The sequence below is a fragment of the Sulfurimonas sp. HSL3-7 genome, from assembly GCF_039645985.1.
GTDB classification, from domain to species: Bacteria; Campylobacterota; Campylobacteria; order Campylobacterales; family Sulfurimonadaceae; genus Sulfonitrofixus; species Sulfonitrofixus jiaomeiensis.
The window spans coordinates 1307590-1333636 of record NZ_CP147919.1; the positions used below are offsets into that span (position 1 = coordinate 1307590).

The 26047-nt window shown below is 49.0% G+C and carries 32 protein-coding genes; 18 read left to right on the forward strand and 14 right to left on the reverse strand.

The window, feature by feature from the left end:
• Nucleotides 1-170 precede the first annotated feature (170 nt).
• Both WCY20_RS06550 and WCY20_RS06555 read left to right on the forward strand, forming a co-directional pair.
• Entirely contained in the window at nucleotides 171-566 is a 396-nt protein-coding gene (locus WCY20_RS06550) for a hypothetical protein (RefSeq protein WP_345977983.1), read from the forward strand.
• Entirely contained in the window at nucleotides 559-876 is a 318-nt protein-coding gene (locus tag WCY20_RS06555; protein ID WP_345977985.1) for a hypothetical protein, read from the forward strand. The genes WCY20_RS06550 and WCY20_RS06555 overlap by 8 nt, the downstream gene beginning before the upstream one ends.
• A gap of 128 nt (nucleotides 877-1004) precedes the next feature.
• On the opposite strand, the gene WCY20_RS06560 is transcribed toward WCY20_RS06555, so the two are convergent.
• Nucleotides 1005-1151, reverse strand: coding sequence for a hypothetical protein (locus WCY20_RS06560; RefSeq protein WP_345977986.1), 147 nt, complete (start codon nucleotides 1149-1151; stop codon nucleotides 1005-1007).
• Between the two features lie 90 nt (nucleotides 1152-1241).
• On the opposite strand from WCY20_RS06560, the gene WCY20_RS06565 reads away from it, so the two are divergent.
• From WCY20_RS06565 to WCY20_RS06600, 8 genes are all read left to right on the forward strand, one after another.
• On the forward strand, nucleotides 1242-1610 hold the full coding sequence (locus tag WCY20_RS06565; RefSeq protein WP_345977988.1) for a hypothetical protein: 369 nt from the start codon (nucleotides 1242-1244) through the stop codon (nucleotides 1608-1610).
• 71 nt (nucleotides 1611-1681) lie between these two features.
• On the forward strand, nucleotides 1682-2071 hold the full coding sequence (locus WCY20_RS06570) for a hypothetical protein (protein ID WP_345977989.1): 390 nt from the start codon (nucleotides 1682-1684) through the stop codon (nucleotides 2069-2071).
• 84 nt (nucleotides 2072-2155) lie between these two features.
• On the forward strand, nucleotides 2156-2773 hold the full coding sequence (locus WCY20_RS06575; protein ID WP_345977990.1) for a hypothetical protein: 618 nt from the start codon (nucleotides 2156-2158) through the stop codon (nucleotides 2771-2773).
• A 91-nt stretch (nucleotides 2774-2864) separates the two neighbouring features.
• Nucleotides 2865-3488 carry a DUF4145 domain-containing protein gene (locus WCY20_RS06580; protein ID WP_345977991.1) on the forward strand — a complete coding sequence of 208 codons (624 nt, stop codon included), beginning with the start codon at nucleotides 2865-2867 and terminating at the stop codon, nucleotides 3486-3488.
• Nucleotides 3489-3584: 96 nt separating this feature from the next.
• Nucleotides 3585-4994: a HEPN domain-containing protein gene (locus WCY20_RS06585; RefSeq protein WP_345977993.1), complete on the forward strand. Its 1410-nt coding sequence runs from the start codon at nucleotides 3585-3587 to the stop codon at nucleotides 4992-4994.
• A 581-nt stretch (nucleotides 4995-5575) separates the two neighbouring features.
• Nucleotides 5576-6019: a carboxymuconolactone decarboxylase family protein gene (locus tag WCY20_RS06590; RefSeq protein WP_345977995.1), complete on the forward strand. Its 444-nt coding sequence runs from the start codon at nucleotides 5576-5578 to the stop codon at nucleotides 6017-6019.
• 129 nt (nucleotides 6020-6148) lie between these two features.
• Nucleotides 6149-6421 (forward strand): hypothetical protein, encoded by a 273-nt coding sequence (locus WCY20_RS06595; protein ID WP_345977997.1) that lies wholly within the window; start codon nucleotides 6149-6151, stop codon nucleotides 6419-6421.
• 111 nt (nucleotides 6422-6532) lie between these two features.
• Nucleotides 6533-8020, forward strand: a complete 1488-nt coding sequence (locus tag WCY20_RS06600; protein WP_345978224.1) for a DUF2779 domain-containing protein — start codon at nucleotides 6533-6535, stop codon at nucleotides 8018-8020.
• A gap of 133 nt (nucleotides 8021-8153) precedes the next feature.
• Here WCY20_RS06600 and WCY20_RS06605 read toward each other — a convergent pair whose 3' ends face one another.
• Nucleotides 8154-8288 (reverse strand): hypothetical protein, encoded by a 135-nt coding sequence (locus WCY20_RS06605; protein WP_345977999.1) that lies wholly within the window; start codon nucleotides 8286-8288, stop codon nucleotides 8154-8156.
• Between the two features lie 183 nt (nucleotides 8289-8471).
• On the opposite strand from WCY20_RS06605, the gene WCY20_RS06610 reads away from it, so the two are divergent.
• Nucleotides 8472-9029, forward strand: coding sequence for a hypothetical protein (locus WCY20_RS06610; protein ID WP_345978000.1), 558 nt, complete (start codon nucleotides 8472-8474; stop codon nucleotides 9027-9029).
• A 59-nt stretch (nucleotides 9030-9088) separates the two neighbouring features.
• Here the strand turns inward: WCY20_RS06610 and WCY20_RS06615 are convergent, their stop codons facing one another.
• The 5 genes from WCY20_RS06615 to WCY20_RS06635 form a co-directional block, all read right to left on the reverse strand.
• The gene (locus WCY20_RS06615; RefSeq protein WP_345978001.1) at nucleotides 9089-9475 is read right to left on the reverse strand and encodes a cupin domain-containing protein; all 387 of its coding nucleotides are present in this window, start codon (nucleotides 9473-9475) and stop codon (nucleotides 9089-9091) included.
• Nucleotides 9476-9849: 374 nt separating this feature from the next.
• Nucleotides 9850-9987: a hypothetical protein gene (locus WCY20_RS06620; RefSeq protein WP_345978003.1), complete on the reverse strand. Its 138-nt coding sequence runs from the start codon at nucleotides 9985-9987 to the stop codon at nucleotides 9850-9852.
• Between the two features lie 85 nt (nucleotides 9988-10072).
• Nucleotides 10073-10351 (reverse strand): heavy metal-associated domain-containing protein, encoded by a 279-nt coding sequence (locus WCY20_RS06625; RefSeq protein WP_345978005.1) that lies wholly within the window; start codon nucleotides 10349-10351, stop codon nucleotides 10073-10075.
• Nucleotides 10348-10656: a hypothetical protein gene (locus WCY20_RS06630; RefSeq protein WP_345978006.1), complete on the reverse strand. Its 309-nt coding sequence runs from the start codon at nucleotides 10654-10656 to the stop codon at nucleotides 10348-10350. The genes WCY20_RS06625 and WCY20_RS06630 overlap by 4 nt, the downstream gene beginning before the upstream one ends.
• A complete protein-coding gene (locus WCY20_RS06635) occupies nucleotides 10653-11687 on the reverse strand; it encodes a transglutaminase-like domain-containing protein (protein WP_345978008.1) in 1035 nt (344 codons plus the stop codon). Before WCY20_RS06635 ends, WCY20_RS06630 begins: the two co-directional genes overlap by 4 nt.
• 288 nt (nucleotides 11688-11975) lie before the next feature.
• Between WCY20_RS06635 and WCY20_RS06640 the strand changes: the two genes are divergently transcribed.
• Nucleotides 11976-13382, forward strand: a complete 1407-nt coding sequence (locus WCY20_RS06640; RefSeq protein WP_345978010.1) for a sensor domain-containing diguanylate cyclase — start codon at nucleotides 11976-11978, stop codon at nucleotides 13380-13382.
• A gap of 53 nt (nucleotides 13383-13435) precedes the next feature.
• Here WCY20_RS06640 and WCY20_RS06645 read toward each other — a convergent pair whose 3' ends face one another.
• Entirely contained in the window at nucleotides 13436-14011 is a 576-nt protein-coding gene (locus tag WCY20_RS06645) for a hypothetical protein (RefSeq protein ID WP_345978011.1), read from the reverse strand.
• A gap of 54 nt (nucleotides 14012-14065) precedes the next feature.
• Nucleotides 14066-14995 (reverse strand): polyphosphate kinase 2, encoded by a 930-nt coding sequence (gene ppk2, locus WCY20_RS06650; protein ID WP_345978013.1) that lies wholly within the window; start codon nucleotides 14993-14995, stop codon nucleotides 14066-14068.
• A 407-nt stretch (nucleotides 14996-15402) separates the two neighbouring features.
• On the opposite strand from ppk2, the gene WCY20_RS06655 reads away from it, so the two are divergent.
• Together WCY20_RS06655 and WCY20_RS06660 are read left to right on the forward strand one after the other, a co-directional pair.
• The gene (locus tag WCY20_RS06655; protein WP_345978015.1) at nucleotides 15403-16836 is read left to right on the forward strand and encodes a sensor domain-containing diguanylate cyclase; all 1434 of its coding nucleotides are present in this window, start codon (nucleotides 15403-15405) and stop codon (nucleotides 16834-16836) included.
• A 179-nt stretch (nucleotides 16837-17015) separates the two neighbouring features.
• The gene (locus WCY20_RS06660; RefSeq protein WP_345978016.1) at nucleotides 17016-17291 is read left to right on the forward strand and encodes a hypothetical protein; all 276 of its coding nucleotides are present in this window, start codon (nucleotides 17016-17018) and stop codon (nucleotides 17289-17291) included.
• Between the two features lie 40 nt (nucleotides 17292-17331).
• Here WCY20_RS06660 and WCY20_RS06665 read toward each other — a convergent pair whose 3' ends face one another.
• The 3 genes from WCY20_RS06665 to WCY20_RS06675 form a co-directional block, all read right to left on the reverse strand.
• Nucleotides 17332-17610 (reverse strand): GNAT family N-acetyltransferase, encoded by a 279-nt coding sequence (locus WCY20_RS06665; RefSeq protein WP_345978018.1) that lies wholly within the window; start codon nucleotides 17608-17610, stop codon nucleotides 17332-17334.
• Between the two features lie 23 nt (nucleotides 17611-17633).
• Nucleotides 17634-18002: a DUF2237 domain-containing protein gene (locus WCY20_RS06670; RefSeq protein WP_345978020.1), complete on the reverse strand. Its 369-nt coding sequence runs from the start codon at nucleotides 18000-18002 to the stop codon at nucleotides 17634-17636.
• 109 nt (nucleotides 18003-18111) lie between these two features.
• A complete protein-coding gene (locus WCY20_RS06675; protein WP_345978022.1) occupies nucleotides 18112-18873 on the reverse strand; it encodes a 2OG-Fe(II) oxygenase in 762 nt (253 codons plus the stop codon).
• Nucleotides 18874-18989: 116 nt separating this feature from the next.
• On the opposite strand from WCY20_RS06675, the gene WCY20_RS06680 reads away from it, so the two are divergent.
• Entirely contained in the window at nucleotides 18990-19799 is an 810-nt protein-coding gene (locus tag WCY20_RS06680; RefSeq protein ID WP_345978023.1) for a ribonuclease H, read from the forward strand.
• Between the two features lie 42 nt (nucleotides 19800-19841).
• Here WCY20_RS06680 and glk read toward each other — a convergent pair whose 3' ends face one another.
• Nucleotides 19842-20822, reverse strand: coding sequence for a glucokinase (gene glk, locus WCY20_RS06685; protein ID WP_345978025.1), 981 nt, complete (start codon nucleotides 20820-20822; stop codon nucleotides 19842-19844).
• A 41-nt stretch (nucleotides 20823-20863) separates the two neighbouring features.
• Complete coding sequence (locus tag WCY20_RS06690) at nucleotides 20864-24046, reverse strand: glycoside hydrolase family 15 protein (protein WP_345978026.1); 3183 nt, start codon at nucleotides 24044-24046, stop codon at nucleotides 20864-20866.
• Between the two features lie 275 nt (nucleotides 24047-24321).
• Here WCY20_RS06690 and WCY20_RS06695 point away from each other — a divergent pair, with 275 nt between their 5' ends.
• The 3 genes from WCY20_RS06695 to WCY20_RS06705 are packed head-to-tail and all read left to right on the forward strand — an operon-like array spanning nucleotide 24322 to nucleotide 26038.
• Nucleotides 24322-25236, forward strand: a complete 915-nt coding sequence (locus tag WCY20_RS06695) for a DUF234 domain-containing protein (RefSeq protein WP_345978028.1) — start codon at nucleotides 24322-24324, stop codon at nucleotides 25234-25236.
• Between the two features lie 8 nt (nucleotides 25237-25244).
• Nucleotides 25245-25463 (forward strand): hypothetical protein, encoded by a 219-nt coding sequence (locus WCY20_RS06700; RefSeq protein ID WP_345978030.1) that lies wholly within the window; start codon nucleotides 25245-25247, stop codon nucleotides 25461-25463.
• 38 nt (nucleotides 25464-25501) lie between these two features.
• Nucleotides 25502-26038, forward strand: coding sequence for a YaeQ family protein (locus WCY20_RS06705; protein WP_345978032.1), 537 nt, complete (start codon nucleotides 25502-25504; stop codon nucleotides 26036-26038).
• Nucleotides 26039-26047 lie beyond the last annotated feature (9 nt).

Genomic DNA, 26047 nt, shown 5'->3' on the forward strand with positions numbered 1-26047 from the left:
CTTTATCAAGCCAGTTTTTTATGCATATTGCAAAAAAGGACATTTTTCTTTCAATTAGATATATTTTGTTAAATAGTAATACAAAATATGTGTCAAACTATTGAGCCGATTTAAGGTAACCACTATAAAATGTGCACTAATAAATAGTTATACAAAGAAGGATTTGTAATTTGAACACACTATGGAAAATCTATTTTTGGTTGATTGCAGGCTTGTACATGCTCGTTATAATTTTTGTTCCTTTCTTGATTTTCAATGATGCAACTTTATTTGAGACAAAGATAAATATTTTTTCTAACGGATATGATGCACTTGTATTCTTGATTTCTTTGTTTGGCTTAGTTGGCTTTTATGGCTACGTTTTCAGAAAAAAGTTTCTTTCACAAGATATTTGGAAATTTATATTCTTACTCATTCTCATCGAAACCCTTGGAGAAACAGTGAATATCTTGCTAGAAAGAAATTACTTCACTTTGGTCGCAACTATAGTTTTTTTACCAATGATGTATGGACTTTATTCATATGCCTTTAAAGCTGAAACCTCGAAGGTAGCTGCTAATGGATAGAAAGACAAAAATATCATCCGTCTTGGGAATATTCATGTTAGGTACTGTAGCAGGTCATCACATAGATGATTTGGTAGAAAAATACAATTTAGAAATTGACAGATATCCAATTAAATTAGAATACGAAATTATAGAAAATTGCATTTCAGCATATGAAGAACCTTTAAGGCGTTCTCATCTAAGAAACAAAAAAGATATATGTATTTGTGCTTTGGACAAAACAGAGTTAGAGTATGAATATGAAAGTTTCCAACTCGACCAGGATGGGTTTTTGGATATTTTTGAGAAGAAGGCTGACAAATGCATGTAAGACGATCAATAAGACCGTCTTCATGCTCTGATTATCTCCGTGGAGGGCAATTGCCTCTACCTCCGCCTGATGGGTTGCCTGTTGTACTTGGTCCATTTGGTGATGTACACCCGCCTGATTTTGCCATTTTAGTTACCTCCTTTGGACGAGTTTTTGTCAGCTGCACTTTGTGCTCTACTTTTGAAGTGTCCTTTCGGTGCACCGCCTCCAAATTTTCTATCTTCAGCAGATTGGATTCGAGCTGCATCAGATTTTGTCATTGGTTTTTTAGCCATTTTGGCTCCTTTAAAAAGATTTTTCCTAAACAACCGTTTAGGTTAAGAGAATGATAAAATAACCTCGAGGGACATTTAGGGACAATAACTATGGATGAGTTGCAAAAGAAAAAGAACGAGCTTAAATACTGGATTGATCGAATAGGTTACGACCAAGTCAAATTTGCAAAAATGTTTTTTGTATTTCACAATGAAATTGATGCGGATAATGAAGATGAAATTAGAAAATTTGTATCAAGATTCAAAAAAGATATAACAAGAGGGAAAAAAATCGAGGTAATAGAAACCTATCTTAAATTTCTATTTGAAATGCCTGAGTTTGAAAAACACGGGTTTGTTAAGCCGAGTTTTTATTACGAGGATGAGTTCAACGAAAATTTTAACCGGCGTATGAAAAATATTTCTAAAAACATAACTGAAAGAATTATCTCTCAGGAAAGAGATAATGATAGTGTATAACAAATCATTGGAGACCAATCAAAAACCCGCGGGCGGCTTTTTGATTGCTCATTTTAAACGTTAGGCTAAAAATGATTGCTATAAAAATTTCAACATGGTTTATACTTTCTATAATCGCTTCTGCTTGTATGGCAGTAGTCTTTTTATGGCTGAATGGATACGCAAATTACATCGAAAATCAATATTATCACTCTGAAGGTATCAACATCGCTTACGTAATTGCATTGCCGATATTACCTGCCTTTCTTGGGGCAAAACTAGCAAATGATTGGGGCCCTTCAACACTTAAAAGAAAAATGGAATGGTTTACGTTAGTGAATGTAATCACTAACACTATTCTTTTTTTAACCATCCAATCTTTGTATACATTTGATTTAGTTATATCGTTGTATCTTATTATGGTTTGGATTTGTACTTTTGTTGTTTTTCAAGTCGAAAAAGAGGAGCGTTCTCGTGCCTAACAAATCAGAGGAGACCAATCAAAAACCCGCGGGCGGCTTTTTGATTGCTCATTTTAAACGTTATATCTAAAAAAAGGATATCTTTTGGACACGCAAGTTAATTCAAGAACCATTGAATATGCAAAACATATGACAAGAATGAAGATGGGCATACAACCTGCTCATAAAATATTCTATTACTATTCGATCCTCTATACAGCTGAATGTTCTGTCCGTGCTTTTGAATTTTATGAGTACCTCTTAGCCCATGATAATGTAGATTCAATTCAATTAGTTGGTGCTGTTCAAGAAGCCATAGGACATGCAGGAGCATTGGCATTTTATTTTTGGAACAATGGAAGTTCGAGACAGCCAAAAGAAATCAAAGATTACATCAAACAAAGAAGTGAGAATTTAAAAAATGAATTTGATTTGGATGACGATTCAGCTTTAAAAAATAGATCAATTCGTAATACATTTGAACATTTTGATGAAAAAATAGATGTTGCACTTTTAAATACGTTGGCTGGTGTTTTTTATCCTATGCCAATTATTCAAAGTCATAAAACTATTGAAGAAGAACAAGTAGGGAAATATTTCAAACTACTTGATATAGAAGAAAAGTGTTTAGTCCTTTTAAATCAAAAATTCTTTTTTGAAAATATTCAAAAAGAAGTCAATAAGATTTATCAAATTGCGAAAGAGAAAGTAGCACATGGGTGATATAACAAATCAAAGGAGACCAATCAAAAACCCGCGAGCGGCTTTTTGATTGCTCATTTTAAACGTTATACAAAAATAAAAAGGTCGTAAAATGCATAAAATAGTACCTCCATCTTTTAACGCAAAAAGTTTTAATTGTCCTCATTGTCATGCTTATTCACATCAAATTTGGCGAGATATATGGGATAGCACTAACACTTATGTTAATGGTTTAAATATCGTATATTGTTCTCACTGTAAAAAATACTCTCTTTGGTTAAATGAAAAAATGATTTATCCTGAAACTACAGGAATACAACCACCCAATACTGATTTAGAACAAGAAATCATTGACGACTATTTAGAAGCATCTAGTATTGTCAATAAATCACCTAGAGGAGCCGTGGCTCTTTTAAGACTAGCTATTCAAAAACTCTGTAAGCAACTTGGAGAAGAAGGTAAGAATATCAATAATGATATTGCGAGCTTGGTAAAAAAAGGTTTACCCGTGACCATACAAAAAGCCCTTGATATAGTACGAGTAGTTGGAAACGATGCTGTTCATCCCGGACAAATTGACTTAAAAGATGACCAAGAAATAGCAAATAAATTATTTGATTTAATCAATATCATAGCACATACAATGATCACGCAACCAAAAGAAATTGCAGCCCTATATGAAACACTTCCCGAAGCTAAAAAAGAGGGAATAGAAAAAAGAGACAATGGCAATTAATGCTAAAAGTGTATAACAACCCAAAGGAGACCAATCAAAAACCCGCGGGCGGCTTTTTGATTGCTCATTTTAAACGTTAGATTTTAGGAAAGTTCAATGAGAATAAAAAAAGAATTTAGAAAATCAGGTTACTTCTGGCTTCCTAATAATCCAGAGAAACAGATACCTGGTACACTCATTGTGACAGATGGCGGAAACATTAAACTTGAAGTTGTTGGCCTGTTTGAAGACACAGACGATAGTATAGGAAGAATCCATCAAGCTTTCAATGGCAACGACACGCTAGAAAGAATTATTGGACATATTGAAGAACATGGACTAGTTACGCTAGATGATTGCTTCTATACGAATAAGAATATTTCTTTTGGAGGAATTTCTAAATCTACTATTGTTGCTAACAAAGCTTTCATTGGTGTTGCATATGATGAAAACGAACTAGTACAATTCAACAAATTCAAATTCTCAGTTGAAGGTATCGACGAGTGGGTTGGATTGAGTGGAATAAAAGTTGATCGACAATATGAAAAGCGAACAGCAGAAATAACATATATACCACCCGAAGATATTACGATCAACTTAAACTGCGGAATGAAATTTATTATTACGTTTTCATGGACCCTCCCAGGTGTTCCAAGTACAAAAGAAGCAAAGATTACTCAAAAAATATATTTTGAACTTCGTTCAGAAGATGAACGTCCTTTAAATGATTTTATATCAGTAAGTTATAAGATTACTAACTTGCTTGGCTTTGCTATAGATGAGACAGTGTGTATTGATCATGTATCAGCAACTTCCAATTCAATTCAAAAAGATATTGGAGAAGGGAAAAGGGTACCAGTTTCTATACTTCTGTATTATGCAAGCCGGCCATACACGAAAATCGAGTCGAAAATTATGTGGCACAAAATGCTATTCAGATTTGGGCAAATTTGCGACGATGCTGAGCGTATAGTAAATAATTGGCTTGATGCCTATGAAGAAATTGATCCGGCTTTAAATTTGTATTTCTCCACAAAGACCGGAGCTCATAAATATTTAGAAGGGGAATTCTTATCTCTAGCTCAAGGTCTAGAAACTTATCATCGCAGAATCTCAGATGAGAAATTAATGGACGAAGTAATTTTTGAAGACCTAAAAGAAACTCTAATTGAACATTGCCCGGAAGAGCATCAAGACTGGTTATCTGGAAGATTGCGATATGGCAATGAAGTAAATCTTAGCCGAAGAATCAAAAGTATAATAGAGCCATTTAAAGAATTTCTTGGAACAAGTAAAGAACGTAGAAAGCTAATTAGAGCCATCGTGGATACAAGGAATTACCTTACTCATTACGATCAGTCTTTAGAGGAAACAGCTACAAGTGGTAGAGACTTATGGTTTCTCTGCCAAAGAATGGAAGCAATTTTCCAACTCCATTTACTTCAGCTTCTTGGCTTTACCCACTCAGAGGTTAAAGCAGTTTTGGATAACAGCTATGAACTTCAACAGAAAATCAAAGAAACCTAACAAGGCTCTGTACACCAATATGGTGTTACACCTCTGGGGTTGAATCTCCACTTTCGAATAAAAAAGGGAGAGTCAAATTTTAAGATCCGGTGATAGTGTAGTACTATCATTTTACCTCTGCATTCGCCAACCTCGTGCTGCGCATCGCCATCTTCAAGACGCTGGGCGAACTGAGCGGCGGCGGGAACATCGACTTGGCACATCACCATTATTCACTACAATGTCTCCAAATATATATCCATCTGTCCGTAAAATGGGCGATCAGGAGATGCGTCATATTTGCAGGCGGCTTTGTGTTGTCTCATCTTCTTCCACTTGTCAATGATGTACATTATGCATTAAATATTTTACTATATTGACCTCTATTGAATTTTGATGTATATTTGTTTGCAGTGAGTTGTTTTAAAACTTGAAAAAGAACATGCAAGGAGTCCAAGATGATTTTCCCAAATGAATCAGAGTCTCGCATTGCCCCCTTGTCCACCAAGGATTTGAGCCCCCAAAGTTTGAAGATTATGGCGCGGCTTCCCGGGAAGGGCCTCCAGGGAGAGGGCTTCCCGTACAATGTCCTCGGCATTCTGATGCATAACCCGGACACATTGGAGCCGTTTCTCGACTACTGGGTGACGTCAAAAGCAAAGATGGGGCTGTCGGTTCGCGAGCAGGAGCTGGTCATCCTGCGCATGGCTGTTCTCTATCGCAGCGAGTATGTCTGGAAACACCACGTCAAGGTCGGGAGGGAGTTTAGCGTCAGCGATACAGAACTCGACGCTATTCGACACGGTTCCTATGCAGCGTTCTCTGCCACGCGGGAGCGCGCCTTTCTTGAACTGACTGACGCCTTTATGAACGAGCGGTCTCTCCCGCCGAAATTATGGAACCAGACCAAGGAGATTCTCGGTAAAAAGGACTTCGTCGATATAATCTCCCTGGTTTCCCAGTACGTTCTTTTCGCACTTAACAATGTCTGCCTGCAGGTCCAGCTCGAGCCCGGAGTAGCGGATCTGCCGGGCATCGAGGATTAGGGGCTGGTAAGAATCGACAGGCCCGGTTCCGGGTTGTGTCCGGCACTTTCCTGTCGACATAGCCGTTAGAACCATTCAGCGACGGCGTGCAATTTAAACTGCACGCACATAATCAAAAAAGGAACTGTTATGAACGACAGGGAACTCTATCGACAAGAAAAGCAGGCTATCTTAGATGAGTATGTAGAACAACTGCAGGAGCTGAAAGAGATGGCGTCTGCATCCGGTGCGGACGCTAAGAACGAATTCGACAAACAAATCAAAACCGTAGAGTTGAAGATCGAAGAGGCTAAGGCGGCATTAGAAGCGGTTGCTAAAGCCAGCGATGAAGAAATCGAGGCTCACAAAAAAGCTATTGACGAAACTTTTAGGGCAATATATACTCATATGTCAATGAGCTAGTATTGTGCTTGCTTTATCCGCCAAACCAGATTGGATTTTAGTGTAATTTAACAAAGAGAAAGGGGCCGGGTTATTGATCTTAAATTTTATTATATTAGGCTGTAACACATGATGTCCCTTTCCAAATCCCTCTACACCCGCGGCATCCAGTGCCCCAAATCACTCTGGCTGAAAAAGTACAAGCCTGACATTTTAACCCCTCCCGATGCGGCGGCGCTGGCGCGGTTCGAGACGGGGAACATCGTCGGTGATCTTGCGTGCAATCTCTTCCCCGGCGGGCGGGAGGTTGCCTACGATGCTTCCGGTTTCAAGAAGATGGCCGGGACGACGAAGCGGTGGCTTGACGAGGGGCTGGAGTACATCTACGAGGCGACCTTCATCTATGAGGGGATCGTCATCATGGCCGACATTTTGTGCAATACCCCCGAAGGGGTGGAGATCTATGAGGTCAAAAGCTCCACCGATGTCAAAGAGATCTATCTGCATGACGTCTCCATACAGCGCTACGTCCTCGAACGTCTGGGGTACAGCGTCAAAAACTGCCATGTGGTGCACATCGACAGCTCCTACGTTCGGGGTGAGGAGCTTGACCTGAACGGCCTTTTCACGATCGTCGATGTCAGCGATGAGGTCGATGCCTTGATGGAGGGTGTGCCGGTGAAGCTGGCCGAGTTCGAAGCCTGTCTGGGCGACCGCGAGAACGAGCCCGGCATCGAGATCGGAAAGCAGTGCAAAAACCCCTACGACTGCGATGCGTTGCACTACTGCTGGAAGGTGCAGAGGGAGATCCCCGACTACTCCGTTTTCAACATCTTCAACCTCGGCAGCAGGAAGCAGGTCGAGCTGTACGGGCAGGGGATCGTGAGGATCGAAGATATCCCCGACGACTACCCGATGACGGCGGCGCAGAGACAAAAAGTGGCGAACTGGAAAAGCCGGGCGAGCCGGATCGACAAAGAGAAGATCAACGCCTTTTTGGAGACGTTGAGGTACCCTCTCTACCATCTCGACTTCGAGAGCTTTCAGCAGGCGGTCCCCGAGTGGAGAGGGGTCAGCCCCTATCAGCAGATACCGTTCCAGTATTCGCTGCATATAGAACGCGCAGACGGCACTTTGGAGCACAGAGAGTATTTGGCAGAAGAGGGGAGTGACCCGCGGCACGGGCTCGCAGAGAGGCTGATCGAAGACATCCCGGACAATGTGACGGTGCTGGCCTACAACATGAGCTTCGAGAAGGGGGTCATCGAAAAGCTGGCGGCCGACTATGAAGAACTGGCAGACCATCTGCGCCGCATCAACGAAAACATGCGCGACCTGATGCTCCCTTTCCAAAAGCAGTACTACGTCACGCCGCAGATGCAGGGGAGCTACTCCATCAAGTACGTCCTGCCCGCACTGGTGCCGGAGATGGCACGCGCCTATAAAGAGCTCGACGGCGTGCAGAACGGCAGCGAAGCGATGAACGCCTTTGCCAAGCTTTCAGGCATGGAGCCGGAAGAGAAAGAGAAGACCCGTCATGCTCTGCTGGCGTACTGTAAGCTTGACACACTGGCGATGGTAAAAGTGTTGGAGAAACTGAAAGCAAGTGTACTCAGATGAAATCGAAATCGAATTGTTGCGGAGACGATGGGTTTGAAGGTCTGTATTGGAGGATAATTTTTTTGTTTCAGGGGGAGCCGGTGCTCTCTTGCGAGGGCACCATATTTAAGGAGTAGTCAATTTAGAAAATGGCCTAGAAAACCATATCTAAATGCGGTGAGAATTCAGGGATGTAGATACCCGCGTCCTCGTAAGCCGCCATGTGGTGTGCAGATGCGCTTACCGCCATAGCTCCGGCGATCAGTAGTGCTGTAATCAACTTTTTCATGTTGTATCCTTTTTTTTTGAGATGCGGTATTGTGACAGAGTAGTGTTAGCGCAGTATAAGTATGGATGATTGTTCAGATGACGTGCAGACAGGTTGTTTTATTGTTATATAGGTCACAATACCGGAAATACAGAGAGACGAGGGCGGTGATGTTGCTGCTGTTGTTCACAAAGGTCCATAGCCATGATAAGCCGTTTAAAGATCGTACAGCTGCATATGCTGTTGTCAAGTTTTGTACTGCCTGCCGTACTGCTCTATATCGTCAGCGGGGCGCTCTATACTCTGGGCGTCAAAGGGCATGTCGCGAAGCAGACCTTTACCGTTGCGCTGGAAAAACCGTTTGCACCGGATCTTGCGCTGCTTTCGGGGGTTGCGGAAAAGGCACTTGTTGAGAGAGTGCTTCCTGTCCCCGAGGGCGATCCGTATCTTAAAAAGTCAAAAGGCGGCTATAAGTTCCGTTGGGACGATCTGCACTACGCCGTGACGCTGGTTGCCAACAAAGATAACCGTTCGGTAGAGCTGACCTACCGGGAACGGAGTGTTCTTACACAGGTCATGCGCATACACCGTGCCGAAGCCGGCATGACATTCAAGATCGTCTCTATACTGGCGGTAGCGGGGCTGTTCCTGGTTTTTGCGTCGGGGCTTTACATGGCCTACACGGTGCCGAAGTTCCGCAATCCGAGTCTCCTGGCCACCGGCCTGGGTCTGTTAATGCTTCTGGTCATCGTGCTTGCGTAGAAAGGAAGAATGTTTTTGACAAGAGGCCTGCGCACGAAAGTGCTGCAGGCAGAAGTGTTTTAGCCGTTAAGCTTCTTAAGCATATGGTCCATAACCATACTGTGTTCGTGCTGCGGGCTGAAGAGCACCAGTTCGGTGTCGTTGTCGGCGCGGACAGTGTGCCCCGGCGGCCAGTAGAACATGTCGCCTGTCTTGACGATCTCTTTGGAGTCGTCGGCGTAGGTCACCGTCAGTTGGCCTTCGAGTATGTGGCCCCAGTGCGGGCATTGGCAGAGGTCGCCTTCCAGCCCTTTCAACAGCGGTTCAATGTCCGCCCCTGCACCCAGGGAGAAGTACTCCCCGCTGATCTTCCCGTACCCCGTAGCGTCGCCGAAGTCGACCTGCTGCCTGGCTTTTGCACCCGGTATGTCGATCTTGACGGGGATATCGTTTTTGTTCATTCGCATTGTACACCTCTCGTATTAGGGCACCTCTGAAAACCCTAGCTGATGCCAGGGAAAAAAGAGGCGAAACGGAGTGTGATTTTTTCTCTTTCTTCTCTCTGAGACTAACTAGGGTTTTTAGAAGTGCCCTTGAGTAACTAAACACAAAAGAAAGTAACACTTTCCACGTAATCCTACCTACAAATTAGCATAGCAAGTGTTCTATAGCGATTAAGTATTTCGGTTAATTATAAAAGATAATTATTTTATGATTGGCAATGGTTTGTATCGGAAGGGGTGGTTTTAGATGATCTGCATGGAAGAAGGGGGTGTCAAAGGCGAAAGATGCTTTCGAATGAAAGCATCCTGCCTCCGGCAAATCGGATCTGGAAAAAGGCCTAGTAGAAGACCATGTCCAAATGCGGGGAATCTTCATCGATGTAGATACCCGCATCATCATATGCTGCCATGTGGTGCGCGAACGCGCTTGATGCCAGAGCCGCTGCCATCAGTAGTGTTGTAATAAACTTTTTCATGTTGTTTCCTTTTCTTTTTGGATGCGGTAGTATGACAGTTAAGTGTTAGCGCAGTGTAAGTATGCAGGAGAGAGAGTAGAGGGCCTTAAGGTGCTTCGATCGGTTCCCGGGAGACGAGAATACCCTCGTAGCCCGTTTTTGAAATCGCCTCGGAGAGGGCCGCATTGCTCAGGGCGTCGTCGTGCCACACCCTGGCCTCTTTGGTGTTGAGGCGCACTTCGGCCCTGTGGACGCCGTCGAGCGCTTTGAGGCTCTTCTTGACGGCGACGGTGCAGAGCGGGCAGTGCATCTTCGGCACCTCGTAGAGGCTCAGGGTCTCGCCCCAGAGCCACAGCGGCAGTCCGAGCAGCAGCAGGGGTCTCATGCGGCGAACTCGATGTAGGGGACGGCCAGCAGGGCGATGAGCGCGGCGGAGATGGCCGAGAGCAGCCAGATGGTGCGTCTGTTGTTCAGCACGCAGGCGCGGCGGCGGTAGAGGCGGACCCAGGCGAGCAGCAGCAGGGTGACGCTGAGGCCCTGGAACCAGACCTGGTAGGGCGCAAGCAGGTCGAGGAAGCCGAAAGAGGCCATCGAGACCCCGAAGAGCAGAAAGAGCAGGGCGCTGCCGCAGCACGACAGAGCCAGAAGAGCCGACGCAAGCGCCCCAAGTCCCAGAAATTCGACTCTCACGGAAGCTCCTTTACCGTGATAGTGTAGGTAAAGTTTTTCGGGCTGTAGTAGTCCAGCGGCTCATCGCCCCGTTCGGCATAGGGATAGGAGAAGATGCTCAGCGGGAACTGCACCGGTGCGGGGGTGAGTACGAAGTCGCGCGCGCTGTTGTAGGCGAACCAGTTCATCTCCCAGTTGCCGAACTGCCGCTCGGCCTCCGCCTTGACCCGTTCGCTGTCACGATCGAGCCCCTCGACGAGGATCAGCTTGGTCACGTCCGCCGGGTCGGCGGGAATCCATCCGGTCCCCTCGATGTAGAACTCCGCGCGGCAGTGCTGGGCGGTGGTGATGTCGGCGCTCTTGACGCCGTAGGCTTTGGAGTACTTCGACTTGGCAACACGGATGCCGAAGACCTCCCGCGCCGGGATGCCCGCGGCGCGCAGCAGGGCGACGAAGACGGCGCTCACGTCGGCGCATTTGCCCCCGAGGTAGCCCGATTCGAGGCTCTGGTAGGCGTCACCCAGCCCGCAGCCCCGCGTTTTGGGGTCGCGGAACATGTTCTGCACCGTCCAGTCGTAGATGCGGCGCGCCTTCTGCAGGTCGTCTGTTTCCCCGGTGGTGATCCTCTCGGCGTACGCTTTGACCACGCCGTCGATGCGGATATGCTCGCTTCCGGCACGGTAGGGGGCCAGCTCTTCGGTGCTCGCCTTCACACCGCTGCGGTTGAAGTCGGCCTTGCGGTCATGCACCTCGACGGTAAAGCGGACCGTCGCCGTGTTGTGCTTCTGTTGCGGCGCAAAGGCGAGGTGGAGCATCTGCGCGCCGTACGTGCTGTCGGCGTTGACCGCTTTGCGTTCGAAGTTTCCCTCGACGGCAAGGTCCGAGGCCTTCTGGTAACCGCTCTCGAGCGGCAGCGGCACCCAGAGCTTGAGTCCGGGCCCGTCGATCACGAACTGCTGGGTCACAAGGTAGCGGTGGCTTCCTTCGGCGCCGTAGAGAGCGCAGCCGCCGAGTAGAAGAGAGAAGAGGAGTGCGCAGACGCGTCGCATCATGATAAACCTTTGGAATATTGATTTAAAACCTTATTATAGCCAAGCGCAGTCGCCCTTATGCAGACTAGTACCGTATTGCCTTCTTGCTGTTTGCGCAAGACTCACTGTAACATCGGCGGGATGGCTGAAAAGTCGGCTGGAGACGCGACCCTACTGTCCCGCGACAACGCATTGGAAACCGAAATATTCCCTATCACCGCCATCGTCTGCATTCACGTCGATCTATCTGCTATAATGGGATCGAAAATATACACGAGCAGTAAATATCAATTAATATGAGCAGTATTTATGTGGAAACGGTTTGTCACCAACGGCTTCAGGTTCACCTCCAACGACGCGGAGTACCGTCGCGTCTATATCATCAATGTCTCCATACTTTTAATCAGCTTGACGCTTCTGTTTTTCAGCATCTACAATGCTATTGTTATTGACTATCAGGTACTTGCGGCCGTTGAACTGGCCGCTTTTATCCTGCTGATGGGACTGCTCTGCTATTTTCATAAAACGTCCAATATCAAAGTCACGGCCTACGGTGTTCTGCTGCTGGCCTTTCTTGTGCTCGCCGCTCTAATGGTGATCGTCGAAAACCGCGAATACGCCCTCTACTGGCTGATCGTTTTCTCTCCGATCGCTATCTTTTTGCTGGGGTATAAGATGGGGGTCGTGGTGAACATGCTTTTTCTGGCATATTTTCTGGCATTTATGCTGCAAGGCTACGGGGAGTGGAAACCCGCGGTATTTGACGTGACATCGATCATCAATGTGGTTTTTGCATTTCTCTTCCTTGTCTCGTTCATCGCCTATTTTGACCTGAGCCGCGAAGAGGCGGGCCGCGCCCTGCAGCGGCAGAGCCGAAAGCTTGAGGAGGAGCACGCCATGCTTGATCGGTATGCCATTGTCTGCACCTTTGATCTTGACGGCAATATAAGCTATGTGAGCAGGGCTTTTACCGAGCTCTCAGGCTACAGCAATAAGGAGCTGATCGGGCGGAAGCATCTCATCGACCACTGCGGTATGGACAAGGCGACCTTTAACGAGATGTGGTCGACCGTCGGCAATAAAGAGGTATGGAGCGGAGAGCTCCGAAACAGGAACAAAGAGGGCGGGATGTACTGGATGCACGCTACGGTCGAGCCGGTCTTCGATGATAGCGACGGCAAACCGATCGGTTACCGTCTGATCGGCGAGGATGTCACCGATAAAAAACGGGTGGAGGAACTGGCTATCTCGGACTATCTGACCAGGCTCTACAACCGCGTCAAGCTTGACGAGGAGCTCTCAAAAGAGATCTTGCGGTCGGTGCGCTACAAGACCCCTTTTTGCGTCATTCTTCTCGATATCGACCACTTTAAAAGTGTCAACGACAGCCACGGTCACCAGATGGGCGACACCGTGCTCAAAGAGATCGCACAGATACTGAAAGAAAATACCCGTAAGGTCGATACTGCGGGACGCTGGGGCGGCGAAGAATTTTTGGTCATAACCCCCTTTGCCGGCATCGACGAGGGTGTGCAGACCGCTGAAAAACTGCGCACCGAGATCGAGAGCCGGGAATTCGAGAGAATAGGTACCCAGACCGCCAGTTTCGGCATAGCCGAGTACCGTGAAGGCGATACGATGGAGAGCCTGACGGAACGTGTCGACAAGGCACTTTACCGTGCAAAGAGCAAGGGGCGCAACCGGGTTGAAAGCTAGCTCCTTTGCATTTGAACCTTCCGGTATTTAAACCGCTTTCCGTCTAATAAAGTTTATGCAGAGGTTTCTTTCTCTTGAAGGAAATGAAGCGAAGAAGAAGCGATACGCTCAAACATCCTGATCTTGTTACGGTGAGGGATCCAGTCGATGAGGAAGGTGGCTGTCGCTTCCCAGAAAGAGACCCAGCCTGCGACGATGAGCCCTTCGGCAAAGACCTTCTGCAGGACCGTCATGTGCTCGTCGTAGAGGGTATTGACCCAGATGGAAGCGGTGATGAAGGCGAGGCCGATAAGAAAGAGGTAGAAGGACTTGCGCGCCATGCTTTTGAGCCGGTCAATCTCGAGTTCTCTCAGGTAGCGGAAATAGTTTCCCACGCTGCTCTGGAGTCTTGAGGTCAGCTTGGGTTCGAGCGGGGAGCTCAGGCGGAAGCGGATGATGAAGGGCGTATGCCCGATCTCTTTGACCGAGTCGATGATGTAGTCGACAAGATCCTGGTCGAGCTCTTTTTTGACGTAGGGGGCATACTTGTCGAAGTCGTTATAGAGGTCTTCGACCTTTTCCGCACTGATGTCGATGATGATGTTACCGTTGTCGCTGTGAGCATACCGCTCGAAAATCTCTTTTTTCATGGACCGCTTTTTTAAATTATTTTAGCACATAAAAAGGGGACAGCGCACTGTTGTCTATGCTCTTTTTACAAATTTGGACTTCTCTGCATGCGTACGTTTGTGATAGCGTTCAACGATCTCGGGATTGTGGTGAAGATCGATTCCGGCATCCTCTTTTCCGTCATAAGGGATCTTGGAGAGCACGTAGCGTATGGATTCGAGCCGTGCCCTTTTTTTGTTATTGCTGTCGACAATGATCCACGGGGCGAAACCGGTATGGGTACGGCTGAACATCTCCTCTTTGTAATAGGTGATCTTGTCCCACATTTCCTGCGCTTTTTCGTCAACGGGGCTCAGTTTCCAGTGTTTAAGCGGGTTGGTCATACGCTCTTTGAACCGTTTTTGCTGGTTCTTTTTCGAGATAGAGAACCAGAACTTGATCACGATGATGCCGTCGTCGATAATGGCATGTTCGATCTCGGGGACTTCGCGCATGAACTTTTCGTACTGTTCGGGTGTACAGAAGTCAAAGACCGGTTCGACGATGGCGCGGTTGTACCAGCTTCGGTCAAAAAAGGTGATTTCACCCGGATTCGGCAGGTGCTGGAAATAGCGTTGAAAATAGAACTGCCCCGTTTCGACTTCGGTCGGTTTCTGCAGGGCCACGACCCTGAACTTTCTCGGATTGAGGTACTGGGTAAAGCGTTTAATCGCGCCCCCTTTGCCTGCGGCGTCGCGCCCTTCGAAAATGATCATCACCCGTTTTTTGTTTTTGTAGACCCAGTTCTGGAGCTTGATCAGTTCGACCTGCAGCTCTCTGAGCTCCTGCTCGTATTTGATGTCGCGTACGATTTTGGCGCTCTTCTTCTTGCGCATTAGCTGTTTGAGACCCTCTTTTGTTCTGAGCAGATGAAAGTTCTGTTCCAGCTCTTTAAGAATCTTTCTGCCCTCTTTGCCCTTTACGTGTCTGTTGAGATCATCCAGATCCTGAAATATCGTTTTCATCGTTCCCCTTTTGTGATACAAAGACTTTTATACACGTCATATATTTTCATTATATTCCTGCTCCGCCTTAAGAAGAGTGAAAAATGTTCAATTTGTCAAAAAAAACGGCTCTTTCTGTCACTTTTTGACGGCGGCCTGGAAATCGGTTGTAGTTATGATGAACCCGACAAGCCAATGGCCAACCCGCTGCCGGGCGAAGCGCTGAACACAAGGTCTGTATGTTTCCTCTTTGGATGCTCTTTATGGACGGATCGTAAACAGAAAACAGTGCTTCGATCGTTTCACATGCGCTGCACCACCGGACACCGGTCCTATGCAACAGGCTCCGACCTTATGGAAAACAGCCTTGTTTAAGCGCTGTTCTATGCGTGCTCCATTATAATGAAGCCTTATTTTGGGAGCCGCCCGTGAACTTAAATTACCGTACCGTCTTGATCATTACTTTCTTACTGGTGACCTTGTCGGTGAGCCTGTCCGTCATCAACTACATCATCTCGCTGCAGTCGATGCAGAAACAGCTTACCGAACGCTCCCTCCCGCTGACGGTTGACAATATCTACACGGAGATCCAGAAGCACATCATCGAGCCCAACCTGGTCTCATCGATGATGGCGCATGACACCTTTTTGAAAGAGTGGCTGATCAACAACGAAGTCGATGTCGGGAGAATTACGAAGTACCTCGAGACCATCAAGAACAAATACGGCATGTTTACGACCTTTCTGGTCTCGGAACAAACGGGCAACTACTATACCTCGGACGGCCTTATTGAAAAGGTGAAAAAGGAGAACCCGAACAACGCCTGGTACTTCTCCTTTAAGAAGCTTCAGAACACCCACGAGATCAACCTCGATTTTAACGCGCATATCGATGCCGCCATGATCATGTTCATCAACCATAAGATCATGGACGATCAGTTCCACATGATCGGGGCCACGGGCATCGGGCTGAAGATCTCCTACATCAACGATATGCTCAAGTGGTTCCGCCAGCAGTATCACTTCAAGGTACTTTTTCTCAACGAGGAAGGCAAGATCGTGCTCAACGAACGGGGTGTGGATGCGATCAAACATCTTAAAGAGGTGCCGGAACTCTATGCCCTTAAAAAAGATATCATAAGCAAGACGGGGAGCATGCTCAAATACGAGATTGACGGTGAACCGTACCTGCTCAATACCAAGTATATCCCGGAACTCGATCTCTACCTTCTGGTCGAGGCGAAGGTGACGCAGTTTACCGAGGAGGTGACGCAGACCTTCTATCTGAATCTCATCCTGTCGCTGCTGGTGACCGCATTGATCACCGTTATCATTCTTTTGACGGTCAAAGGGCATCACCGGGAGCTGGAGTATCACGCCAATAACGATATTTTGACGCGACTCCCGAATCGCCGTGCCTTTAACGAAGCGTTCCAGCGTTTTTTTCTGCTGTACAAGCGCAAAGCAAACCCCATAACGCTGCTCTTTTTCGATCTGGATGATTTTAAACAGGTCAATGACACCCTTGGGCACAATGTTGGCGACAGGGTGCTGGTGCGTGTTGCAGAGATTCTTCGGATTAACGTCCGTGAGACGGACCTCATGGCACGATGGGGCGGGGAAGAGTTTATCGTCGCGCTGATCGATACCGGGATCGAAGACGCCTACATTATTGCAGAGAAGATCAAGGAGCACATCGAGAATGATGTTCAGTTGCATGAGACGGCAAACCGGCGGGTCACCGCGAGTTTCGGTCTGACGGGCGTTAACGAACACGACACGATTGATTCGCTGCTCAAACGGGTCGATGATGCGTTGTATGAAGCGAAGAAACAAGGAAAGAACACGATCGTCGTGCGATAGGAAAGGGGTGATGTGCATCAAAACGCTCTGCACACCCTTCGTCATACCTCTTCTTCCATCTGCTTCGTGTACAATACGCCGATAAAACGTATTGTCACCAGTAAGGATAAACTATCAAACCATCTGCAAACAACAGAAAAACACCATCCAAGAAGAGAGGCGGACTATCGCCGCAGGAAATGAAACGAAGAGCCTCAAAGAAGAACGCCTTGGAGACTGTCTATAAAGAAGAGGTCAAAGAGATGTTTGTCAAATGGTTTAAAAAACAGAACGCGGTTGCAGGGCACATCATGACCAAGACGGACGTGCTTAAGAACATCATTAAAAACCTGGATAAAAAACAGGATGATGTCCTGGAAGCGGCGATGAACGAGTTGATCTCGAGCGGTTTCATGACGACGCTCGAAGACGGCTTTTCGCTGATGCTGACAGAAAAAGGCGCCGAGAGCCTTTAAAATGGCGAAGGGATGACCGGAGTGTAAAGGCTCTGCGGTGTTATAGGAGCTTTTCGCACTCCGGGTGTCTTTTGACGTAGGCGACGATGTAGGAGCAGCACGGCTTCATCTTTAGTGCTCTCTTTTCAATATCGTCCATCACAGCCTTGACCAGTGCTCCTGCGATCCCTCGTCCGCCCAGCTCTTTGGGTACGAAGGTGTGTGTCAGGTGCAGAACACCGTTCTCCTCTTCATAGGTGACACGCGCCAGATGACCTTCGATGTGGTATTCGTATTGGCATTCCGTTGCGTTGTGTACCAGTTCGTAGTTGTTTTCCATCAGTTGCTCCTTTCGTCTGTCCTTTATAGATCAAGCGCATGTTTTTTCAGCGTTTCGAGGTCGATGAGCTGCAGCATCGCCTGGTGGGTCGAGTGGATGAAGATGCCGGGTGCATGGCCGTCTTTGACGGCCTGCACGAAACGCGGACCCGAGAGGCACCAGCTCTGGCCCGGCTTGACGCCGGCGAAGTTGTACTGCGGCAGCGGCGTGGAGAGGTCGTTACCGACCGCTTTGGAGTACTCCAGGAACTCTTTCGTCGCGTAGATGCATACGGCATGCACGCCGGGATTGTCTTTGCCTGTCTGGCATGAGCCGTCCCTGTAAAATCCTGTCAGCGGTTTTGTACTGCAGGGTTCCAGCGGGCCGCCAAGCGCATTGATCGGTTCGAACATAGATAAGCCTTTACATAAATTGCGAGATTGTAACAAAGCTCTTTTGTATTAGAGGCCAATGCAGGGACTGGCCCGAATTTTTAATTTTATGCTTAGTTTACGCAGGCCGTCAGCGTTCAAAAAGGAGATCGGTGCGGATGATGTACTTGACACCCGAAAGTACCGGTTCCGAACTGTGCAGGCAGTGCAGGGGATGTGAGCCGTGCGGAAAACAGAGCGCACCGCCTGCGGGCGTTCTTATCTCGGTAATTTTGACATCTTCGGACCTTTTGGCGGGTCTGGACGGGTCGTTTTTGTCGACATAGAAGGCTGTTTCACCGCCTGTGAAGTCGTCATTGAGAAGGATCAGAAAGGTCATCTGGCTGTAGCGGTCCGGGTAGGCATTGGCGATGAGTTTGTTCTCAACCACGCGGCTTCCCGGCCAGCTGCCGTCCGTGTGGGGCTTGAAAAAGTCGCCTTCGGCGTACTTGTAGAAACGGAAACGTTTGTTGAGCCCCAGCGGCATTTTATTGTTAAAGATACCGATGGTGTCGTACATAAGGCGTTTGCACCGCTCCCAGATGATGTCATGGGTCGTCTCGTCCACTACCCATACAAGGTTTTCGTTATGGCGTACGCTTCTGGGCAGTGATACGGAAGCATCTTCCGTATAGCCTAGCCTCTCCGTCGTCTCGATGAAACGGCGGCACTCCTCCTGCGTCAGCAGATTTTCAAGCCGGAAGGCCCCCGGCACGCTCTCTATGTCGACCCTCTGCACCGTGTTGCCGATGTCCGGGTCCAGGGCGAGAGGGTTCTCTCTTTTAGTGGCCCATGTCGGCACGGGTGTCTGCTCGGCGCCCGCTTCATAGGCAACGATAAAAAAATTGTTCACTGTCGCTTGATTATCCATGTGATATAGTACCGAAATCTGTAGGCTCCTGCAGCGACTATGCCCCTCTGCACGACAGTGATATGCTACAATTGCGCCAAAATAAAAGAAGGATATCCATGCAGAGAGTAGACGAGGATTTTTTATCGTTAGGCGTCGATGACCCTTCTGACATAAGCGAGAACCAGCTCCTGCTGCTTGACATCGATGTCAGCCAGAAAGCACTGTGGCAGGAACTTGCCCTCGGTAAAGAGATATCCGACGCGCGGGCTGAGCTTTTTGTGCTGCTCAAAGGCATCACGACGAAGGTCAATCAGGAAAAGATCATCAAAAACTACAAGGCCCTGCAGGCGTTCAGAAAAGCGCCTCCGGTTCAGCAGAGCAGAAAAGAGGAGAAGCAGGCGCCAATGACAGGCGAGGTGACCATCTACTGTGACGGCGGCTGTTCGCCCAACCCCGGTGAATCGGGCTCTGGCGTGGCTCTTTACCGGGAAGGCAGGGTCGATGCACTCTGGTACGGGCTTTACGAGCGAAGAGGGACGAACAATACGGCCGAACTCAACGCCCTTTACCAATCCCTTCTTATCGCGCAAAACGAGAGTGAAGCGGGGAACAGGGTCGAGATAAGGTGCGACTCCATGTACTCGATCAACTGCATCAAGACCTGGGCCGTCGGCTGGGAGAAGAACGGCTGGACAAAAAAAGGGGGCGAGATCAAGAACCTGGAGATCATCAAGAGCGCGTATGCCCTCTACAACCGCCTCAAACACGAGGTATCGCTTTCGCACATCAAGGCGCATGCCGGCCTCGAAGGCAATGAGCTGGCCGACAGGATGACCGTCTATGCCCGCGAGCAGAAACACGAGGGGTTTGTCCGCTATGAGGGCGACATCGATGTGGCAGAGATCCTGAGCATGCGCGCCGGCTGAGACTGCTGATTCCGGGCACCCGCTCAGCGTTTTCTTTACCCCTTACAGTTTGTCGAGAGCAAAACGGGCTGCTCCGAGCAGCGCCGTATCGGGATCCAGGGCGACCTTGACCTGCATGCTGCGAAGCATCTCCTCAAATCGCCCTTTGGCTGCGAAACTGTTCATAAAGTGTTCGGTGATGAAGGGGAGGATCTTCGGGGCGATCCCGCCGCCGATATAGACCCCGCCGAGTGACATGCTTTTTAAGGCAAGGTTTCCCGCTTCGGCGCCGTATATCTCTGCGAAGAGGCGCAGTGTCTCCGTGCAGAGCGGGTCGTTGTGCTCGAGCGCGCATTTGCTTACCATCGCACTGCGGTCTATGCCTTCGGGGATCTCCAGCATGCTAGAGGGCTGCGGCGCAAAACCGCTCTCATTCAAAAACTGATAGAGGGTATAGATGCCCGGGCCCGAAAGGACCCGCTCAAAACTGACGTGGTCCGTATAGCGGTTGCGCAGCCATTGTAAGAGGGCGTCCTGCTGCGGCGTTACGGGCGCGAAGTCGCTGTGGCCGCCTTCGGAGCCGATGGGGTGGTAATGCGTGCCGTCGTGAAGGAGCATGGCTTCTCCCAGCCCTGTCCCGGCCGCGATGACGGCTCGGTTGCCGTTGAGGGGACGTCCTGCCGGGTTTAGCTCCGCAAACTGGCTATCAGGAAGGTAGAGCATGCCGTAGGCCGTCGCTTCAAGATCGTTTATCAGACGTACTTTGTCGATGCCGAGGTGCTGCTGAAGCCCCGAAGCGGTTATCTCCCAAGGCAGGTTGGTCGTACGGCAGCAGCCGTTGATCACCGGACCGGCGATGCCGAAACAGGCCGCATCGACCGGCGGCATGGCGTTCTGGCGTATAAATGCGGAAATGACCTCATTAAGACTCGAAAAATTACGGCTGGCGAACTGCTGCTGCGCTTTGACCGCCAGGGTGTCATCAACCCATTCGAAGAGTGCCAGGTTTGTCTTGGTGCCGCCTATATCGCCCGCTAGTATCATACTGCTTCCCCTTTGTTAATGAAAGAAGTTTATCTAAATGTTTAGGCCGTACGCTGATGCGGTGTCAGCAGATACATAAATGCCTCGATAAAGACCGTGTCCGTCTCCTGCGGAGAGAGCCTGTAAAACGTTTCCCAGGCCTGTCCGCGTTTTTCATCGTAATGTTCTGCCCCATAGTGCTTTTCCCAGGCTATTCTTACCGCATGCCCTATGAGGACATCAAGGATGATATCATCGTCGACGTTGATGTCCGGATTTTGTTTGAGGAGTCTCGAGAGACTCTCAAGCGCTTCGATATTCAACTGACGGTAATCCGGCGTGTCAATACTCTGCAGCAGTGCCTCGATCTGACGTTCAAAGTTTTGCTCGCCTGCAGTTGACGCCAGCGTATGTTCCGACCCGATGCGGCTTTGCACATTGTATTTGTCGCCGATAACGAGTCCCCTGCATTGCTGCAGCATGTGCCATATGTCCTGATAGAAGAGCGGGGAGAGACGGCTTATCATCCCCGCAGAGTGGCGCCAGAGGCCCCAGTCATCGGACTTGGAAAGTTCGTTCGAAGGCGGGACCGATCGAATGGCATCAAGACTATCTACGCCCGAAACATGAAGGTTCTCCTGGTCGCCCAGGCGGGTGACCTCCCGTGCAAAAGAGCTGAGTATGGAGCGGAGGTGATCGTAAATATCATGCGGAGCCAAACCCAGAAGCAGTTCGTAGGCATCGCCCATGGATAGATTTCTCTTGCGGTTGATCTGACCCACCAGCAGCTGAACGAAATACCAGATGCGAAGCGTCAGCATGTTCGTAAAGAGTTCAGGTTCGGTTCGGATAAGATGGCCCAGATGCAGTATGATCTCCTGCGTCAGCACGCTCTCGGAGACATTGTGACCGCAGTATGCATCTATGGTCTTGACGATATAAGCGCTGTCATGAGGTTTGGAAAAGGTGGCTTTTTCGGAATATGCCCGTCCGACCGCCAGACGCTTTTGGCGGATAACGATATCAAGCAGGGCATCCTCCAGCCTGTCATCGTACTTTCCGGTAATATTCGCTATATGACGCACCACAGCCCAATCATGGCAGGCCGCCGCCGCCTCATATTGATGCTGCGCAATAGTGGAGAGCGTTTTGTTTGTCTCTGCGGATGGGATCGTAAAGTCGCTACCGTTACGCTGCCATAACAGGCCGAGTGCGTTCGCGCTGCGTTGACGATTATCGCTCTCTTGCAGCACCCGGATCAAGGCATTATCGTCTTTGCTCTCAAGCTGCTGGATCTGCTGCGGTGTCAACGGCACATCCAGACTACCTGCTTCGAAAGAGGTGAAAACTGACCGGCTGGCGGATTGCGGTTGGAACGCCTTGAGTTCGAAATCGTGAAGATAGTCGATACGTTCGGCATCCGCCGTCCGCAGTAAATGCCGCATCCGACCGGTTTTGACCGGTACCGAACCGCAGGTACCGTTCTGAATATCGTGCAATAGGGGGAGTATGACATCACGTTCACTCTCCGTGAGCATATCTTCACGTACAAGAAACGGCATAATGGGCCGGCCCGGCTGGTCCCAATGGCTTGCAAGGAATTTTAAAGAGGTGTGAAACTGTTCAGCCAGCAGTTTGTTGTCGTAGCTGAAATAAAATCCCTGCGGATTGAAATAGTAGGGGAGAAAAACGGTCTCTTCGCCTTCGAGCAGGTGAAAACGTGCCGTTGTGACGGTACGCGTAACCAGCAGGGGGCGGCCGCTTAATGCAAGTTTTTCGTTTTTACCCAACAGCGTATGCACCCTGGAAAGCTCGGAGGCATGCATGATCCTCACCGGTTGGACCTCTTCGATTGTTTCGCTGTTGATCCCGAGGTCAAGCAGTCGCTGTTTGACCGTATCGTTCTCTGCCAGCAAAGAGACCAGAGGACGGGTGGTGCGTTTGTGGCCGATGCGTTTACGGCGGTGAAGCGGATCAATGTCGTTGGGATGGAGCAGTCCTTCAAGGATCATCTCGGAGAGCATATAAAGACTCTGTGCCCAGACCAGCGGCAGGTTTTCATTGGGGATCCGCGTCTGGCTTCCCGGATCCAGTTTTTCTGCCTCAATCTGCTCTTTGGGAACGATGTAGAGCTCCGGAAGAAGCTGCTCGCCATCCTGTTCGACAAACAGGGGTTTAAGCCTTTCCTGCCACTGTATGATCTCCTCGGACTCTTCGCGCATCAGGGCATCGAGCAGCAGGTAGGTGAAAAAGAGCGGCCACTCCGATTCGATATGTTCAAACTCGCGCAGTTCCGAAGCTTCGTAATGCAGGCGCGTACTGTCTTCGATGCTGCTCTGGTGACCGTCGAGCAAAAAGCGTTTGCAGCCGTAACGCCCGGCAAGTTTCTTGATGATCTTGTTTCTAGTCCGCGCTACCAGTTTTTCATCTTCGACCGCATAGCCCGGGTAGCCGATGATGCTCAGAAGCGCTGCATCGGTCTCTTTGGAGTTGGATTCACGCGGCAGGAGCCCCTGCAGTGTAAAACGCGACCGGGCTATATCGCTGGAAACGACATGGATCACCGCTTTCTGGCTTGCCACACTGCCAAAGAGGTTAAAACCGTCCATGGCCTCAAGCGCCGCTTTTGCCATACCTACCGAGCTGCTGTTGATCTCCGTCGTACCGTGGTTGATCTTGTTTCCCCGCTCCCAGATACCGAAGTCGGGCGTACAGTAGGTGCGGCTGATGTAGTGCACCAGGTTCTGTACAAAATCGACCTCATCCATGGTGTAGATGAGACGCAGACCCGAAGCGGTCATCTGCGCGATCATCAGCAGATAGAGCGAGGTGGCATCGAGCTGCAGATGGCCCCACTCATCATCGCCGACCACGGCCAGACCGGTACCGGTACCGTATTTTGCATGCAGGGCATCAGTAGGATCGAGCGAAACTTTAAAGGCTTCGATGCGGTCCGCCTGGCGCATCATGGCATTGAGCAGTCCCCGCATCAGTTTGACAACACTTTGAGAGAGCAGATAGCTGCGATAATGATCGGGGTTGTGTCTGCGGTACGCCAATGCCAGGCCCCAGACACTCAGTATGCTGTAGACATTGTCTCTGACCCAGGCATCGGTATAGTCGCCATGGGCATTGACAGCCGTGCTTGCAGGCAGCAGTCCTGTTACGGGGTCCTGTCGGGAGAGGATGATCTTGTCAACCGAACGAAAATGGTGTTCAAGCGAAGCGTGTCGTTCTTGATTCATCTGTTTGTGCCTTTACAGCTGCCTGTTTTTGAGAACAGGAATATAACGGGAACACTTTTACAAAGAGTATCGATACTACATCAAACGTTTTATACTATTTTACAGGGAAAATCGGCAAATTTTAACGCGCAATGTCTAAAATTCAATCAATTTGTCTCTGTTGCGTTCGTTGTTCATAATGCAACATGTTTTGGCCCGGATTATACAGCCAGAATTATTTAGAGAGGCAGCTCTATTAGGCTATAATGTTGAAAATAAAGCAAGGTCTTATCTTCATGTCAAAATACCCGACACTTCTCGAACAATTCCGCTCTTTCTGTTTTCAAAACAATGCTGCCGATCTTGAACAGGCCATCGAATATTTTGCTGTATTCGGCGGTATGGGTTGGAGTGTCGATCTCAGCAGGCCTTTGGAGGAGCTGATCGAAGAGAAGGTGTTGAACAACTACCGCTATATCCACGGCGACCTTGCGAAGATCACGCAGAGCAACAAGACGCATCACGCGGTGCTCAGCGCGCTAGCCGTCGGCGACCGGCGCGAATTCTCCGCCTTCAAACGGGCCGGTGTTGAGAGAGAAGAAGGTGAAGCGTCCATAAAGTTCCTGGTCGACAACGGCCTGCTTGTGCGCGAGAGATCGCAGGAACAGCCGATTGACGAGCAGGAGGTGGTCGCAGACAAATTTCTATTTACCCTACCTTTCATGCGTTTCTGGTTCTCTGCCGTCTCGCCGTATTACAAGGGTGTCAGAGAGGGAGACTTCAGCGAGGTCAAAGAGCGCTGGAGCCACCTGCAGCATGAGTTCTCCGACCATATTTATGCGCGTCTTGTGATGGAGCTTGTCAAAAAGAGTTTCAAAGAGGACCCGATAGAGAAGATCGGCTCCTACTGGGACAAAAACGGCGAGATCGATATCCTGGCAAGGACAAAGTCGGGCAGGATCGTTGCGGGTAGCTGCAGGTACGCCAAATCAAAGGCCAAAAAGAGCGAACTGACAAAGCTCAGGGAACAGTGTTCCAAAGCGGAGCTGCACCCCGACATCTATCTCATCTTCTCCAAAAGCGGCTTTTCAAACGAGCTGAAAAAAGAGAAGGGTGAGGGGGTCAGACTCTTTACGCTGAAAAACCTGCGGATCCTTGTCGAAGAGCTGGGCAAAAAAGACCTTCTGGTCAATACCAACAAGAAGTACTAGAGGCAGCTGTGAACAACGATATTACTTTTGTGCTGGACAGCGAGACCGTCGAAAAGCTTAACGCCTACGGCGAGCTTTTGCAGAAAGACCCGTCGACAATGCTGCGCGAAGCGCTCAACGACTATTTCGAAAAAGAGGAGAAGAAGCTGCTCGAACAGAAGCTCTCCGAAAAAGATCCGATGACCGATCTCGGATTTGACGAGTTCTGGGACGGGGTCGACCTCTGAGATGAACAGATATTACTTTACCCACGACAAGGAATCGGATGGCTGCCAACGCAACAATATATAAGGCTTCGCTCAACATTGCCGATATGGACAGGCACTATTACGCCGAGCATGAGCTGACTCTGGCCAAGCACCCCTCTGAAAACGACCTGCGTCTGATGGTCCGGCTGGCAGCTTTCGTGCTCAATGCCGACGAGGGGCTGACCTTCTGCAAGGGGATCGCGCAGGAGGACGAGCCTGACCTCTGGCTCAAGGCGCTGGACGGTGCGATAGATCTCTGGATCGACCTCGGCCAGCCTGACGAGAAACGCATCCGAAAAGCGTGCGGGCGTTCCGAAAAGGTGGTGATCTATACCTATCAGGAGGGGAGCGCTCTGGCGTGGTGGAAACAGGCGGAGAAGGCACTCAGACGCTTTAAGAACCTTTCGGTCATCCATCTGGCTATCGAAGGCGACATCGAGGCTCTTTCACAGCGGACCATGCGGCTGCAGTGCAATATCAGCGACGGCGAGCTGACGCTGATGGACGATGAAAACTGTGTGACAGTCAGAGAAGAGGTCTGGAAAGAGGCCTAGGCTTTATAG